16 protein-coding genes are annotated in these 14,040 nt (G+C 71.1%); 5 read left to right on the top strand and 11 right to left on the bottom strand.

The genetic code is table 11. From position 1 onward, the window contains the following. Positions 1-38: 38 nt before the first annotated feature. The 4 genes from RGI145_RS18745 to RGI145_RS25175 all read right to left on the bottom strand — a co-directional run bounded on the left by RGI145_RS18745 (position 39) and on the right by RGI145_RS25175 (position 4,123). A complete protein-coding gene (locus RGI145_RS18745; RefSeq protein ID WP_075799573.1) occupies positions 39-1,259 on the bottom strand; it encodes a YeeE/YedE family protein in 1,221 nt (406 codons plus the stop codon). A gap of 160 nt (positions 1,260-1,419) precedes the next feature. After that, positions 1,420-3,084, bottom strand: coding sequence for a Na/Pi cotransporter family protein (locus tag RGI145_RS18740; RefSeq protein WP_075799572.1), 1,665 nt, complete (start codon positions 3,082-3,084; stop codon positions 1,420-1,422). Positions 3,085-3,206: 122 nt separating this feature from the next. Next, the gene (locus RGI145_RS18735) at positions 3,207-3,845 is read right to left on the bottom strand and encodes a Maf family protein (RefSeq protein WP_075799571.1); all 639 of its coding nucleotides are present in this window, start codon (positions 3,843-3,845) and stop codon (positions 3,207-3,209) included. Further along, positions 3,842-4,123 (bottom strand): hypothetical protein, encoded by a 282-nt coding sequence (locus RGI145_RS25175; protein WP_156878601.1) that lies wholly within the window; start codon positions 4,121-4,123, stop codon positions 3,842-3,844. Before RGI145_RS25175 ends, RGI145_RS18735 begins: the two co-directional genes overlap by 4 nt. Before the next feature lie 257 nt (positions 4,124-4,380). Here RGI145_RS25175 and metW point away from each other — a divergent pair, with 257 nt between their 5' ends. Further along, positions 4,381-4,995 (top strand): methionine biosynthesis protein MetW, encoded by a 615-nt coding sequence (gene metW, locus RGI145_RS18725; protein ID WP_075800199.1) that lies wholly within the window; start codon positions 4,381-4,383, stop codon positions 4,993-4,995. Positions 4,996-5,090: 95 nt separating this feature from the next. Further along, positions 5,091-6,344, top strand: coding sequence for a glycoside hydrolase family 71/99 protein (locus RGI145_RS18720; protein WP_075799569.1), 1,254 nt, complete (start codon positions 5,091-5,093; stop codon positions 6,342-6,344). 416 nt (positions 6,345-6,760) lie between these two features. On the opposite strand, the gene RGI145_RS18715 is transcribed toward RGI145_RS18720, so the two are convergent. Continuing rightward, positions 6,761-6,949: a hypothetical protein gene (locus RGI145_RS18715; RefSeq protein WP_075799568.1), complete on the bottom strand. Its 189-nt coding sequence runs from the start codon at positions 6,947-6,949 to the stop codon at positions 6,761-6,763. 319 nt (positions 6,950-7,268) lie between these two features. Between RGI145_RS18715 and phbB the strand changes: the two genes are divergently transcribed. After that, positions 7,269-7,991 (top strand): acetoacetyl-CoA reductase, encoded by a 723-nt coding sequence (gene phbB / locus RGI145_RS18710; protein WP_075799567.1) that lies wholly within the window; start codon positions 7,269-7,271, stop codon positions 7,989-7,991. A 148-nt stretch (positions 7,992-8,139) separates the two neighbouring features. Then, positions 8,140-8,451, top strand: coding sequence for a YciI family protein (locus tag RGI145_RS18705; RefSeq protein WP_075799566.1), 312 nt, complete (start codon positions 8,140-8,142; stop codon positions 8,449-8,451). A 55-nt stretch (positions 8,452-8,506) separates the two neighbouring features. Here RGI145_RS18705 and RGI145_RS18700 read toward each other — a convergent pair whose 3' ends face one another. The 4 genes from RGI145_RS18700 to gloB all read right to left on the bottom strand — a co-directional run bounded on the left by RGI145_RS18700 (position 8,507) and on the right by gloB (position 10,807). Beyond that, the gene (locus RGI145_RS18700; protein WP_075799565.1) at positions 8,507-8,848 is read right to left on the bottom strand and encodes a phage holin family protein; all 342 of its coding nucleotides are present in this window, start codon (positions 8,846-8,848) and stop codon (positions 8,507-8,509) included. A gap of 111 nt (positions 8,849-8,959) precedes the next feature. Beyond that, positions 8,960-9,568, bottom strand: coding sequence for a class I SAM-dependent methyltransferase (locus RGI145_RS18695; protein WP_075799564.1), 609 nt, complete (start codon positions 9,566-9,568; stop codon positions 8,960-8,962). Continuing rightward, positions 9,565-10,032 (bottom strand): cupin domain-containing protein, encoded by a 468-nt coding sequence (locus tag RGI145_RS18690; RefSeq protein ID WP_075799563.1) that lies wholly within the window; start codon positions 10,030-10,032, stop codon positions 9,565-9,567. Before RGI145_RS18690 ends, RGI145_RS18695 begins: the two co-directional genes overlap by 4 nt. A gap of 19 nt (positions 10,033-10,051) precedes the next feature. Beyond that, entirely contained in the window at positions 10,052-10,807 is a 756-nt protein-coding gene (gene gloB, locus RGI145_RS18685; RefSeq protein WP_075799562.1) for a hydroxyacylglutathione hydrolase, read from the bottom strand. A 40-nt stretch (positions 10,808-10,847) separates the two neighbouring features. On the opposite strand from gloB, the gene RGI145_RS18680 reads away from it, so the two are divergent. Beyond that, on the top strand, positions 10,848-11,672 hold the full coding sequence (locus RGI145_RS18680) for a class I SAM-dependent methyltransferase (RefSeq protein WP_237183133.1): 825 nt from the start codon (positions 10,848-10,850) through the stop codon (positions 11,670-11,672). A 216-nt stretch (positions 11,673-11,888) separates the two neighbouring features. Here the strand turns inward: RGI145_RS18680 and RGI145_RS18675 are convergent, their stop codons facing one another. Next, positions 11,889-13,064, bottom strand: coding sequence for an acetyl-CoA C-acetyltransferase (locus RGI145_RS18675; protein WP_075799561.1), 1,176 nt, complete (start codon positions 13,062-13,064; stop codon positions 11,889-11,891). Positions 13,065-13,199: 135 nt separating this feature from the next. Further along, on the bottom strand, positions 13,200-13,946 hold the full coding sequence (locus tag RGI145_RS18670; protein WP_335740089.1) for an SDR family oxidoreductase: 747 nt from the start codon (positions 13,944-13,946) through the stop codon (positions 13,200-13,202). Positions 13,947-14,040: the final 94 nt, after the last annotated feature.

Here is a 14,040-nt window from a genome sequence, read left to right as displayed (position 1 = left end):
TCCCCCCGGGACGCGCAACGCCCGAAGCGAGGCGCGGATCAGCACCCGGTGAGGCGCGGTGTCCGTTCGACCTCCAGCCCGAAGAGGGGCCGCAGGCGGGTGCCGAGGACGTTGCCGGCGAAGGCGGCGACGAGCCAGACCCAGCCATGCAGGCTGCCGGAAGCGATGCCGGAGAAATAGGCACCGATGTTGCAGCCATAGGCGAGGCGCGCGCCGTAGCCGAGCAGCAGCCCGCCCGCCACCGCCGCGATGGCGGAGCGCAGCGGCACGCGCCAAGTGGGGGCGAAGCGCCCGGCCAGGGCGGCGGCGAGCAGGGCACCCAGGATGATGCCAAAGTCCATCACCGAGGTGACGTCCGCCAGCACGCTGCCATGCAGCTGCGCCTGGGCCGCGGGCGTGGACCAGAAGGGCCAGGCATCGACATCGAAGCCCAGGGCGAGCGCCGCCTTGGAGCCCCAGAGCGCGAAGGCGGAAGTGATGCCCCAGGGCCGCCCGGCCAGGGCCAGCGTGGCGAAGTTCAGCAGGGCCAGCGCCACCGCCCCGGCCAGCAGCGGCCAGGGACCGCGGGTGAAGCGCGCCAGCCCCTGGCGCGGCGCGGCGGGACGGGTGGCCAGGATGCCGTGGCGCCGCCGCTCCAGCACCACCGTCACGGCGGCGATGGCGGCGAAGGCCGCGAGCTGCACCGCCATGGCGGCCCAGGGGCCCCAGAGCTGGACGATGGAGAGGCGCGGCAGGCTGGGCAGCGCCGCCCACCAGTGGAGATGCGCCGCGCCGATGGCGGAACCGGCGATGAAGGCGGCGAGGGTGATCACCATGCGCGTGGAGCCGCCGCCCACGGTGTAGAGCGTGCCGGAGGCGCAGCCGCCCCCCATCTGCATGCCGATGCCGAAGAGGAAGGCGCCCACCACCACCGAGGTCCCGGCCGGGGAGACCAGGCCGGAGACGGGCTGGCCGAACAGGCTGCCGGCGGCCAGGACGGGGAAGAAGAGGACCGTCGCCAGGGCCAGCATGACCATCTGGGCGCGCAGGCCCTCGCCACGCCGGTCGGCGATGAAGACGCGCCAGGCGGAGGTGAAGCCGAAGGCGGCATGGTAGAGCACCAGACCCAGCGCGGCGCCGAGCAGATAGAGCAGGGCCTGGTGCGGGCTGACGGCCTGTCCGATCAGCAGCGCACCGACGAGGAGGGCGACGCCGGCCAGCAGGGCCGCCGGGCGCTGGATGCCGAGGCCGGCGGAGGATGCCAGGGTCGTGGCGGACATCGGGGGGTTTCCGCGAGAGGGAGGATGCCATTCCGTGCAAGAACGCGTCCTGCCGGTGCTTCTTCCATATAAGCGAATGAAAAGCGTGGTTCCACGGCCTTCCCCTTACAGGGGAGCATGAGAGGCGCGCGGTGGGCGGGAGACGGATCGCGGCCCGGTGCTATTCCCCTGCCGTCACCGGCGGGGCGCGGAGCCGGGTGGAGCGCAGCTCGCCCTGACGTTCCAGCAGGGGATAGGCGATGCTGGCCAGATGCGCGCCGATCCGCTTGAGGTCCCGCGTCACGTCCAGCACGAGGCTCGCCGCGGCGGAACCCGTGGGGCTGGTTTCCACGAGGCGGTCCGTCGCCTCCCGCTCCGCCGAACGCCAGGCCTCCTTCTCCCGCACCAGTTGCCGCGCTGCCTCCGCATCCTCGTGCATGAAGACCGCGACGGCGAGGCGGAGCTGGGCCAGCAGGCGGTCGTTCTGCTCTTCCAGCACCCGCAGATCCTCCGGCGAGAGCGGGATGCCCCGGCGGGCCCGGCGGGCGGCGTGCTTGGACAGGTTGCGCGAAACGGCGTCGCCCGCATGTTCCAGCGCGATGGCGAAGGCGCGGACCTCGGCGAGGCGGCGTGCCTCGGTCTCCGGCAGGTCCTCCTGCGGCAGGCGGCTCAGATAGGCGTGGACGGCGCCATGCAGCCGGTCCAGCACATCGTCCAGGCGGCCCACCGCCCGGGCCTCGTCCCGGTCGGCGCGGCGCAGCGCCTCGCCGGAATCGCGCAGCATGGTTTCCAGCGTGTCGGCCATGCGCAGCACCTCCCGCGCGGCATTGGCCAGGGCGACGGAGGGCGTGGCGATCGCCCCTTCGTCGAGATAGCGCGGCGCGCTCGGATTGCGCTCCGGCGGCAGGTCCGGGAGCAGGCGGCGCAACAGCTTCGACAGCGGGTCCAGCAGCGGCAGGAACAGCACCGCCATCACGAGGTTGAAGCCCAGATGCGCATCCGCCACCAACCGGCCCGGCGCGGCGGAAAGCAGGGCGGTGGCCTGCGGCAGCAGCGCCAGCACCAGGGCCATGCCGACGAGGCGGTTCAGCAGGTTGCCCACGGGCAGGCGCAGGCTGGCCGGGTCCGTCCCGCCGCCCCGCGCGCCGTGCCGGGCGGCCAGGAGCGGCGGAACCGCCCCGCCCAGGTTGGCGCCGGCGACCATGGCCACCGCCGTCCCGGGGCCGACGACGCCGGTGGAGGCGAGCGAGCCCACCAGCAACACGGCGGCCAGCGAGGAATGCGTCGCCCAGGCCAGGAGCGCGGCCAGCAGGGCGGCGGCGGCCGGAGAGCCCTCCAGAAGATGCAGGAGCTGGCGGAGACCCTCCGAATGTTCCACCGGCTGCATGGAGGAAAGCAGCAGGAACAGGGCGCAGAGCATCAGGCCTAGCCCGATCGCGGCCCGGCCGAGATCGCGGGTGCGTGCCTTCTTCCCGCGCTTGAAGCCGATCCATCCGAGCAGGATGACCAGCGGGAAGACGGGACGGAGATCGAAGGACAGGACCTGGGCGATCAGCGCCGTGCCGACATTGGCCCCCAGCATCGCGCCCAGCGCCGGCACCAGCCCCAGCGCCCCGGCAGCGTGCAGTCCGCCCACCATCAGCCCGGCGGCGGTGGAGGATTGCAGCGCGGTGGTGGCCAGCAGCCCGGCGACGAAGGCTCGCCAGCGGTCTCCGAGGGCGCGGCCCAGGCCCTCGCGGAGCTGGGCACCATAGGCGCGATCAATCCCCCGCTGCACGAGGCTCAGCCCATAGAGCAGGAGGGCCGCCTCGCCGGCGAGCTGAATCAGCAGGCTCAGTCCATACAATCCCTGTCTCCCACCTCCATGTCCTCCGGGGCCGGGAGAGGCATTGTCTCACGGCGCAAGATGACAGAACGATGACAGGTGGGGTGGGGGTTTCCAAGCCGGGCCGGCGAACCGGCCCAGGTTCAGCGCCCGAGGACGCCGTGCTGGCGCAGGAAATCGAGCAGCGGGAGCAGGGGCAGGCCGAGGATGGCGCTGTGCTCGCCCTCCACCTTGCGGAAGAGCTGGATGCCCGGCCCTTCCAGGCGGTAGGCGCCGACCGAGGCCATGGCCTGCGTCCCTTCCTCCGCCAGATAGGCGTCGAGGAAGGTGTCCGAGAAGTCCCGCATGGTCAGGCGCGATACGGCGAGATGCTGCCAGATCCGCACGCCGTTGCGCCAGCACAGTACCGCCGTGTGCAGCCGGTGCTCGCGGTTCCGCAGCGTTTCCAGATGGCTGCGGACCTCGCCCAGGTCGCGCGGCTTGTCGAACCAGCGCTCCCCTTCCTCTGTGTGGCAGGTGAGGAGCTGGTCGCCGCCGATCACCAGGACGTCCGGCGCGCCCTGCCGCGCCAGCCTGTCGGCGACGCGGCGGGCCTTGGCCTCGGCCAGCATCATCGCCGCTTCGCCGGGCGGGATGCCCTCGGCCTGGCAGCTCAGCTTGATGCTTTCCTCGTCCACGGCGGCGGCCACCGCCTCGAAGCGCAGCCCGGCCGCCCGCAGCAGGGCGGTGCGGGAGGCCGAGGCGCTGGCCAGGACGATCGCGGGGTTCTCGGACTGGATCAAAGGCGTGCCGTTGGGTTGACGCTGGGAGGGATAGGCGATGGCGATGGCGGCGTCACCTCCGGCGGCGAGGACGGGGTGATCTCGGGCGTGCTGTCCGGCGTGATCTCCGGGACGCCCGGCCCCGGGGTGGAAGGCACCTGGGGCGTCGGGGCGGGCGGCGCCGAGGGCGGCGTGGCAGGGGGCTGCGGCACCTCCGGCGTGGCGGGCGGGGTGGCCGGGTCGTTCGGGATGGTCGGGGTCGGCTGCGTCGGCTGGCTCGGCGTGATCGGGTCGGACATGGGCCGTTTCCTTCTCCTGTCGGGTCCGCGCCCGCCTCGGCGTGGCGCGCTGCAGGAAGAACGGCGCGGATGGGCAAAGGATCCAGGCGGGCCGGCTTTCCCCATGCCGGGGCATGGCTGGCCCGGGATGCGGCGCGGCATGTGACTTCGGTCCCGATCTGCCCTACATCCGGGCACGATCCGTCTTCCGCGATCTGGTTTTGGGATGGGACGCCTTGCCCGATAACGTGCCGCCGGTCCGCTTCGTCGCCAAGAACATGCGCCTCGACCTGCGCCTGATCGCGGAGATGATCCCGGAGGGCGCCCGGGTTCTCGACATCGGTTGCGGTGACGGCGCGCTGCTCGACCACCTGACGCGCGAGAAGCGGGCCGATGCGCGCGGCATCGAGATCGACATGGCCGAGGTGGCGCGCGCGGTGGGGCAGGGCCTCGCCGTGATCCATGGCGATGCCGACAACGACCTCGCCTTCTATCCCGACCGGGCCTTCGACTATGTGGTGCTGTCCCGCACCTTCCAGGCGGTGGAGAAGCCGCGCGAGGTGCTGGCGCAGATGCTGCGCATCGGCAGCCGCGCCGTGGTCTCCTTCCCCAATTTCGGGCACTGGCTGCTGCGCTGGAAGCTGCTGGTCAATGGCCGGATGCCGGATACCGAGACCTGGAACCGGCCCTGGTACGAGACGCCGAACATCCATCCCTGTACCATGCTGGACTTCATCACCCTCTGCGGGATGGAGGGCTATATCGTGGAGCAATGGCTGGCGGTGGACGAGCACGGGCTCCGCGCACCGTGGCGGCGCAGCCTGCGCCTGGCGAACCTGTTCGGGGAGCAGGCGCTCTTCGTGCTGCGCCGGGCGGACACGCCGGCACGGTAGCACCGCTCCCGGAGGCCGGGAACGGAGGTTCCACCACAGGTTGATCTTCCCTGGCCACTCCGCTCCTCTCTGGCGGGAACGAAGGAAGGGATGCCATGAGGATCGCCATGACGCGGCTCCGGCGTGGCCTGTCGCTCGCCTGCTGGCTGGGGCTGCTGACCTTCGCCCCTGTCCTGGCGCGGGGCGAGGGCCTCGATGGCCGCATGATCGTCGGCTACCAGGGCTGGTTCGCCTGCCCGGGGGAGGCGCCGGGGGGAGGCTGGTTCCACTGGTTCGCGCCCCGCCACGGCGGCGGGCTGGAGCCGACCTTCGACCTCTGGCCCGATGTTTCCGGCATGCCGGCCGAGGCGCTCTGCGACACGCCCATGCGCGATGCCGCGGGAAAGCCGATGCGGGTCTATTCGGCGCAGCGGCGCGCGACGCTGGAGACGCATGTCCGCTGGATGCGGCAGCACGGGCTGCACAGCATGCTGCTCGCCCGCTTCGCCAACGCGCTGGGCACGCCTTTGCAGGGAATGGCCGACCGCACGCTGGAACTGGCGCTGGAGGCCGCCGCCGCGCAGGAGGGGCAGGTCTTCATCGTCTATGACCTCACCGGCTTCCCGCAGGAGCGCTACCCGGAAGTGGTGGAGGACCTGCGCCGGATGCGTGCTGCCGGGATGCTGGACCGGCCGTCCTGGCAGCACCATCGCGGCTGGCCCGTGGTCAGCCTCTTCGGCCTGGGCACGGTGGGGATCGGCTTCGACGCGGCACATGCGAAGGCCCTGCTGGACGGGCTGCGGGCCACGGGGCCGCTGACGCTGATGGGCGGCGTGGCGGCGGACTGGCGGACGCTGACCGGCGCCTCCCGGCGGGAGCCGGAATGGGCGGCGATCTACCGCAGCCTCGACATCATCAGCCCCTGGCCCATCGGCGCCTATGCGGACGAGGCGGGGGCGGACGAGTTCCTGCGAAGCCATGTCCTGCCCGACCTGGCGGAAACGCGGCGCCTGGGCATCGGCTACCTGCCCGTCGCCTGGCCGGGGTTTTCCGCCACCAACCTGAAGCGGCATGACGGGCGTTCCGGCCCGCTGAACCAGATCCCGCGCCGCTGTGGCGGGTTCTACTGGCACCAGGCGCGGAACCTGATCGGCGCGGGCGTGCGGATGATGCAGACGGCCAATCTCGACGAGTTCGACGAGGGCACGGCCATCCTGCCCTATCTGCGGGAGGTGCCGCGTCCGCCGGAGGCTGCGGGCTTCCTGTCGCGCGCCGCCGATGGCTGCGAAATGCCGGCGGATGGGTATCTGCGGCTGGCGGGGCAGGTGGCGCGGGGGCTGCAGGCGGGCACGCTGCCGCCGGCGCCCTGAGAGCGACGCGGAGCAGAAGCTTTCCCCCTGTGGGGCCTTGCGCCTTGTGGCTGGCCCCGGGGGAGAGGCGCTGCCTCTCCCGCCGGACCCCCTCTCCGCCGGGGGCCGAAGCCGGTCCCCGGACCCCGGGCCTTCGTTGGTTCCCGTGGCAGCCGTCAGCCTGCCGTCCGATCCCGGGGGAGCAGGTGGAAAGGCGGGGCGCCCGGAAAAGGAAAGATACCTTGTCCGCGCTCGTGGCGCCGACAGTCCGCCGGAGAGCCATGCTCTCCGGCGTGATCCGGCCGCAGCAGGCGCCAGCGAATGGGAGGTCCAGGACCCTCAGGGTCCTGGCGGATAGGGGGTCCGGGGCGAAAGGCTGAGCCTTTCCCCCGGGGGCAGCGCAACGCCGCGCCGGACAGGAAGGGCGGCCGCCCGTATCAGGCGGCGAGGCGGCGCTCGGTGGTTTCGCGGCGCAGGGCTTCCATCGCCTCGGCGAGATGCCCGGCCGCGTCCTCGGCGCCCATTTCGAGGCAGCGGCGCTCCAGCACCTCCAGCATACGCAGCACGGTGTCGGGCTCGCGCTTCGCGTGGTCGGGCCAGAGGAGGGCGACGACGGGCATGTTCATGATCGAAAGAGCTCCAGGATAAGGCGGTCTGCGGCGCGGCGCTTAGCATCCGCGTCCGGCGCCATGCCACGCTCTTCTCGCGTGGCTCGCCCCCGTTTCGCACACGCCCGTTTCGCGGGGCGGGAGCCGGGCTGACGCAACCGGGGCGGGGAGGGGCCTTGCCTTCCTCTCCGGCCGCCGTCCTCGACTTTCGCTCCCGGTATCAAAACGAATGGCAATCCTTGGCTTTGCGTAACTTCGTTTCTTGCCTACGCTTGTTAAGACCGGCCGGAGCGACAAAGATCGCAAGGGTCCGTTCTGCCAGGAGGAGCGCCAGAGCATGGCACGCGTCGCACTTGTCACCGGTGGTCAGCGCGGCATCGGGGCAACCATCAGCGAAAGACTGAAGGACCAGGGCCGCACGGTTGTGGCCTCCTATGCCGGGAACGAGGAGGCCGCCCGGGCTTTCACGGAGCGCACCGGCATTCCGTGCATCCGCTTCGATGTCGGCGATTTCGAGCAGTGCAAGGCCGCCGTCGCCGAGATCAAGGAGAAGTACGGCCCGATCGAGATCCTCGTGAACAATGCCGGCATCACGCGGGACGGCACCATGAAGCGCATGGACCGCAAGATGTGGGACGACGTGATCGACACGAATCTCGGCTCCTGCTTCAACCTCTGCAAGTTGGTCTGGGAGGACATGTCGGCCAAGAAGTTCGGCCGCATCGTCAATATCGGCTCGATCAACGGCCAGGCCGGCCAGTACGGGCAGGTGAACTATGCCGCCGCCAAGTCGGGCATCCACGGCTTCACCAAGGCGCTGGCGCAGGAAGGGGCGCGGTTCAACATCACGGTGAACGCGATCGCCCCGGGCTATGTGGACACGGAGATGGTGCGCGCGGTGCCGCCCGACGTGCTGGAGAAGATCATCGCGCGCATCCCCGTCGGCCGTCTGGGCCGGGCGGACGACATCGCGCGCGGCGTCTGCTTCCTGACCGCCGACGATGCCGAGTTCATCACGGGCTCGACCATGTCCATCAACGGCGGCCAGCACATGTACTGACACGCCTGCCGGGTGCCGGCCCGGTTCGGCCGGGCTGGCGCCTCGTGGTGTTCTGATGGCTCGCTGCCCGGGCGGTTGACGGCCCGGGCCGCCTCGTTCCTCCTTCCCGGTCCCAGGCTGCTGGAACAGTGGAAGGAAGGAGGAACCCATGCCCTTCATGGTGCTCGCCTATGACGGCAAGGACGCGGAGGCCCCCGTCCGGCGGCAGGGTGCGCGTCCGGCCCATTTCGCCCGCGTGGCGCCGGAGGCCGAATCCGGCCGCCTGTTGATCGGCGGCCCGCTGACCGATGCGGATGGCCGGATGATCGGCTCCATGATGGTGCTGGACCTGCCGGACGAGGCGGCCGTGCATGCCTGGCTGGCGGACGATCCTTATGTGCGGCAGGAGGTCTGGAAGGACATCAGCATCCTGCCCTTCCAGGTCGCGCCCCTGAAGTACCGGCCCCTGTCCACCGGCTGAGGTCTGTTGGCGGGACCCCACTGGCGCATCGCGGCGGCGCGGTGCGCCGTCCGCATCAGATCCGATCGCGGACGAGGCTGCTGGCGAACCAGGACACGAGTGCCACGATGATGGCGCCCCAGAAGGCCGACCAGAAGCCCTCGATGCTGAGCGGCGAGAGGAGGCTGGTCAGGCCGAACATCGCCGCGTTGATCACCAGCGAGAACAGGCCGAGCGTGAGGATGGTCAGCGGCAGGGACAGCAACGCGACCACCGGCCGGATCACGGCATTGATCAGGCCGAAGACCACCGCGGCGATGAGCGTGCCCACCAGGCCCGGCAGGTGGATGCCCGACACCACCTGCGAGGCGACCCAGAAGGCGATGGCGGTGATGACGGTCCGGAGCAGGAAACCCATGCTGCCCGATTCCTTGTCCTGTGGCCGGCACAGTGTAGAGCAGTTCCGGCCGGCGGCATTGCCGTCCTTGCGAGCTGCATTCCGCGCCGTGCCCCCTGGCCCCGGGGCCGATCACCCCACTCGCTGCCACAGCCCACGGATGATCTCGGCCTCGCCCTGATGGCGTGGGCCTTCGTCGAGCAGGACGGTGCCGCCGAGGCATTCGAGCAGGCGCAGGCCGGCGAAGAGGTGCCGGGCCTCATCGGCCGTCCAGAGCAGGGCCGGGTCGCGCGGCCCGCCGGAGCGGCGGCCTTCCTGGGCGGGCGAGAAGCCTTCCAACACCAGCAGGCCACCAGGGGCCAGGGCGGCCATGGCCCGTTGCGCCACCAGGACGCGGTCATCGGGCGGCAGATGGACGAAGATCCAGGCCACGAGATCGAAGCGTCCCTGGGGCCAGTCCCAGCGCGTCAGGTCGGCGGCTACCGTTTCCAGTGCGACGCCGTGCCGGCTGGCGAATGCCCGCGCCTTGGCGAGACCCCTGGCCGACCAGTCCAGGCTGGTGACGTCCAGGCCCTGGCGGGCAAGCCAGACGCCGTTGCGGCCTTCGCCATCGCCCAGGGCCAGGGCGCGCTGTCCAGGGCGCAGGCGCGGCAGCATGCTTTCCAGGTAGCGGTTCGGCTGCTCGCCGAAGGTGAAGCCCTCCGCGTCATAGCGCGCGTCCCAGGCGGGGGCGTCGCTCATGACCGGTGCGGCGTCCAGCCGGTGGGGGCCAGTTCGAAGCCCGCGAAGGTAAAGGCGGGGCAGACGGTGCAGGTCACGAGGCTCCATCCCTGGCCGGCCGCTGGGGGCAGGGGGGCGGCCGCCTGCCACCAGCGCCGGGGCACCACGGCGGACAGGCGCTGCCCGGCGGAAAGATGGGGGCCGAGCACGACCTCCAGGGGGTCCGATCCCTCCCAGCAAAGGCTGAGCTGGAGCGGTGCCCCGGCATGCCAGTGCCAGCCCTCGGCCGCGTCCACCCTGTGCCAGTGGCTCCGTTCCTTCGCCGAAAGCAGGAAGAGGATCGAGGTCCCGGCCCCGCGCGTGCCGTCGCCGGGCTCGTCGCGCCAGGTTTCGCGGTAGCGGCCGCCTTCGGGATGCGGCTTCAGCTCCAGTGCCTCCGCCACCGCGTCGGCGGAAAGCCGCGTGTCGCGCAGGTCGATGTTCATGGAGGATCTCCCCGCCGGATCACCGGAACTCGTCCTTGGCCTTTCGCATCTTCGCCAGTGCCGCCACGTCGGGCGCGCGCAGGAAGGGGTTGGTCGCCATCTCTTCCTCCAGCCGGGTGGGCACGGTCGCCTCGCCCCGTCCGCGCTGCTCGCGCGCCTGCTGTGCCCGGGCCTGGAGCGCCTTGTTGTCGGGCTCCACGGTGAGGGCGAAGCGGGCGTTGGAGAGCGTGTACTCGTGCCCGCAGCAGACCAGGCTGTCCGGCGGCAGGGTGCGGAGCCTTTGCAGCGAGGCGAACATCTCCTCCGCCGTGCCTTCCAGCAGCCGCCCGCAGCCGAGCGAGAAGAGGGTGTCGCCGCAGAGAAGGATATCCGGGCTGCGGCTCCGCTCCTTGTCCTGGGAGCGGGGGGCCTGGAGGTGGAAGGCGATATGCCCCCGCGTGTGGCCGGGCGTGTCGATCACCACGGCCCGCGCCGATCCGATCGCCATCCCGTCCCCGGGGGAGAGGGCATGGTCGAGCGGTGGCAAGCGATAGGCATCGGCCTTGGCGCCGACCACCTTGGCGCCGGTGGCGGCGACGAGCTCCGCCACGCCACCGATATGGTCCTGGTGGTGGTGGGTGAGGAGGATGAAGTCGCACCGCCCGTCGGGCAGGTCGGCCAGCACGGGCCGCGCCTCGCCGGGGTCGCAGATGGCGACGGTGCCGGTCGCCGTATCGGTCACCGCCCAAGCATAATTGTCCGACAGGCAGGGAATCGCCCGAACCGTCAGTGCCATTGGCAGTGTCTCCTTTCGATGAGCGCCCTATATTCGTCCCATGAGCGCCGAGGTCCATGGACTCGACCAATTCTACGCATCGCCCACGGGGATCGTTGCCAAGCGATTGCTGCGGGCCAGGCTGCGGGCCGTCTGGCCCGAACTCGCGGGGAGCGACGTGCTGGGTGTCGGCTATGCCGGCCCCTATCTGCGGCTCTGGCGCCGCCGTGCCGCGCGGCTGATCTCGGTCATGCCCGTGCAGGGGCAGCCACCGGGACGGCTGTCCCGCTGGCCGGCGGATGGTCCCTGTGCCCTGGCTTTGGCCGAGGAAGAGAGCCTGCCCTTCCCGGATCTCAGCTTCGACAACGTGCTGATGGTCCATGGGCTGGAACATGCCGACCATACGCGGCGCATGTTGCGGGAGGTCTGGCGCGTGCTGCGGGATGAGGGGCGGCTTCTGATCGTGGTGCCGAACCGGCGCAGCATCTGGGCGCATCTGGACCATACGCCGCTGGGCCATGGGCAACCCTATACCCCCGCCCAACTCGCGCGGCTGCTGGAACGCGGCATGTTCCACGTGGAACGTCGTGACGGTGCGTTGTTCGTGCCTCCCTTCCGCTCCCGGCTGCTGCTGCGGACCGCGCGGCTCTGGGAGAGTGCCGGCCACGCCCTTTCGCCGAAGCTTTCGGGCGTGACGATCATGGAGGCCCGCAAGGAGGTCTTCGGGGCGCTGCCGCTGAGGAGCCAGCCGAGCGGACGGCGGGTAGCGGTGCCGGCCTGGGTCGGCCGCGGATTGGCGCCCGCGGCGCGGGATCAGGGCCATGCCCTGCCAGCGGATGAGGTTCTGGCGCGCGAGGGAGATCTGGGGACCGAGACGCCTCGCTGAGGCGGCCATGTCTTCGGAGTAGGAAGGCGGGACTTCCGGCAGAGCGCGGGAGGCGTCCCGCTAGCGCCGGATGGTCCTGGAAGGTTCTGACGGGTCAGGGGTGCCAGGGGGCGGAGTGCCGCATCGGCGGCAGGGTTCCGTCCCACGGCAGACAAGGCACCGGACCGGCGGTCAAACGGACCGCCGGCCGTGCCGGAACCTTCTCAGATGGCCTCCTCAGGGGGCCTCGACGCACATGGCGACACCCATGCCGCCGCCGATGCAGAGGGTGGCGAGGCCCTTCTTCGCCCCGCGCCGCTTCATCTCGTGCAGCAGGGTGGTCAGCACGCGGGCGCCCGAGGCGCCGATCGGATGGCCGATGGCGATGGCGCCGCCATTGACGTTCACCTTGTCCGGGTCCCAGCCCATATCCTTGTTCACGGCGCAGGCCTGGGCGGCGAAGGCCTCGTTCGCCTCGATCAGGTCGAGGTCCTGGATGTTCCAGCCCGCCTTCTCCAGCGCGCGGCGGGAGGACGGGATCGGCCCGGTGCCCATGATGGTCGGGTCCACCCCCGCCGTGGCCCAGGAGGCGATGCGGGCCAGCGGCGTCAGCCCGCGCTTCGCCACCTCGGAGCCCTTCATCACCACGATGGCGGCCGCGCCGTCGTTGATGCCGGAGGCATTGCCCGCCGTGACCGTGCCGTCCTTGGAGAAGGCCGGGCGCAGCTTGGCCAGGATCTCCATCGTCGTCTCGGGCTTGGGATACTCGTCCTTCTCCACCACCGTGTCGCCCTTGCGGCCCTTGATGGTGACGGGCGTGATCTCGTCGGTGAAGCGGCCGGCCTTCTGCGCCTCGCCCGCCTTGCGCTGGCTGTTGTAGGCGAGCTCGTCCTGCTGCTCGCGCGTGATCTGGAACTTCTGGGCCACGTTCTCCGCCGTGTTGCCCATGTGATAGCCGTTGAAGGCCTCCCAGAGCCCGTCGCGGATCATCGTGTCCACCAGCGACAGGTCGCCCATCTTCTGGCCGGCGCGGAGGTTCGCGCAGTGCGGCGACTGGGTCATGCTCTCCTGGCCGCCGGCGATGACGATGCCGGCATCGCCCGTGGCGATCTGCTGCGCCGCCAGCGCCACGCTGCGCAGGCCCGAGCCGCAGACCTGATTGATTCCGAAGGCGGTGCGCTCCACCGGGATGCCGGCATGCACCGCCGCCTGGCGCGGGGGGTTCTGCCCGGCGCCGGCGGTGAGCACCTGGCCCAGGATCACCTCGTCCACTTCCTCCGGGCGGATGCCGGCCCGCTCCAGCGCCGCCTTGATGGCGATGGCGCCCAGCGCATGGGCCGGGAGGCTGGCGAAGGCGCCGTTGAACGCCCCGACGGGCGTGCGCATGGCGGAGGCGATGACGATATCGTCCATGGTAGCGGTCCTTCCCCAAGGTTTAGGGCTGATCTTGGTCCGCCCCTGGGAGGGCGGCAAGGCACCCCGCCGTGACAGCGGGGAGATTTGTTCGGAAGCCGAGAGGAAATCCCCCGGTTCCGTTCAGCGTAAGGCTCAGAAGCAGCCTGGGAACTGGCCGCCATCGGCGAGCAGGCTCTGCCCGGTGATGAAGCCCGCCTGGGCGGAGCAGAGGAAGGCCACGGCGGCCGCGATCTCCTCTGCCGTGCCGTAGCGCTTCGCCGGGTTGGCGGCGGCGCGCTCGGCCCAGATCGCCTCGTAGGGGCGGCCGGTCATGGCGACGAGGCCGCGCACATGGGCCTCCTGCGCCTCCGTCGCCACGATGCCGGGCAGGACGTTGTTGATGGTGACGCCCCGGGCCACGGTCTGCCGCGACAGCCCGGCGCAGAAATTCACCAGTCCGGCCCGCGCGCCGTTGGACAGGCCCAGCTCCGCATGCGGCGACTTCACACTGCGGGAGGCGAGGTTCACGATCCGCCCGAAGCCGCGCGCCATCATGCCGTCCACCACGCCGCGGATCATCTGGATCGGCGAGAGCATCATCATGTCCAGCGCCCGCATCCAGGTGTCGCGGTCCCAGTCGCGGAAGTCGCCGGGCGGCATGCCGTCGCCGTTGTTCACCAGCACATCCGGCTCCGGGCAGGCCGCCAGCACGGCGGCCCGCCCGGCCTCGGTGGTCAGGTCCGCCGCGACGGGGGTGACGCGGGCACCGGTTTCCGCCGCGATGGCGGCGGCGGCCGCCTGGATGGTGTCCGGGGTGCGGGCGGCGATGGTCAGCACCATGCCCTCCCGCGCCAGGGCCAGGGCGATGGCCCGGCCCATGCCGCGGCTTGCGCCGCACACGATCGCCCGTTTGTCCTTGAGCCCGAGATCCACGCCAGCCCCGCCTTCGATCCTGTTCAGGGAGGAGAGGTTAGCGCGTGATCGCAGGCGCGGG

The sequence above is a fragment of the Roseomonas gilardii genome (assembly GCF_001941945.1).
Classification (GTDB): Bacteria; Pseudomonadota; Alphaproteobacteria; order Acetobacterales; family Acetobacteraceae; genus Roseomonas.
This window is presented reverse-complemented; position numbering and strand designations above follow the sequence as displayed.

Excerpts from the sequence above, each read along its gene's own strand:
- RGI145_RS18745 (WP_075799573.1), bottom strand. The coding sequence starts at position 1,259 with ATGTCCGCCACGACCCTGGCATCCTCCGCCGGCCTCGGCATCCAGCGC.
- RGI145_RS25175 (WP_156878601.1), bottom strand. The coding sequence starts at position 4,123 with ATGTCCGACCCGATCACGCCGAGCCAGCCGACGCAGCCGACCCCGACC.
- metW (WP_075800199.1), top strand. The coding sequence starts at position 4,381 with ATGCGCCTCGACCTGCGCCTGATCGCGGAGATGATCCCGGAGGGCGCC.
- RGI145_RS18720 (WP_075799569.1), top strand. The coding sequence starts at position 5,091 with ATGAGGATCGCCATGACGCGGCTCCGGCGTGGCCTGTCGCTCGCCTGC.
- RGI145_RS18715 (WP_075799568.1), bottom strand. The coding sequence starts at position 6,949 with ATGAACATGCCCGTCGTCGCCCTCCTCTGGCCCGACCACGCGAAGCGC.
- phbB (WP_075799567.1), top strand. The coding sequence starts at position 7,269 with ATGGCACGCGTCGCACTTGTCACCGGTGGTCAGCGCGGCATCGGGGCA.
- RGI145_RS18705 (WP_075799566.1), top strand. The coding sequence starts at position 8,140 with ATGCCCTTCATGGTGCTCGCCTATGACGGCAAGGACGCGGAGGCCCCC.
- RGI145_RS18700 (WP_075799565.1), bottom strand. The coding sequence starts at position 8,848 with ATGGGTTTCCTGCTCCGGACCGTCATCACCGCCATCGCCTTCTGGGTC.
- RGI145_RS18695 (WP_075799564.1), bottom strand. The coding sequence starts at position 9,568 with ATGAGCGACGCCCCCGCCTGGGACGCGCGCTATGACGCGGAGGGCTTC.
- RGI145_RS18690 (WP_075799563.1), bottom strand. The coding sequence starts at position 10,032 with ATGAACATCGACCTGCGCGACACGCGGCTTTCCGCCGACGCGGTGGCG.
- gloB (WP_075799562.1), bottom strand. The coding sequence starts at position 10,807 with ATGGCACTGACGGTTCGGGCGATTCCCTGCCTGTCGGACAATTATGCT.
- RGI145_RS18680 (WP_237183133.1), top strand. The coding sequence starts at position 10,848 with ATGAGCGCCGAGGTCCATGGACTCGACCAATTCTACGCATCGCCCACG.
- RGI145_RS18675 (WP_075799561.1), bottom strand. The coding sequence starts at position 13,064 with ATGGACGATATCGTCATCGCCTCCGCCATGCGCACGCCCGTCGGGGCG.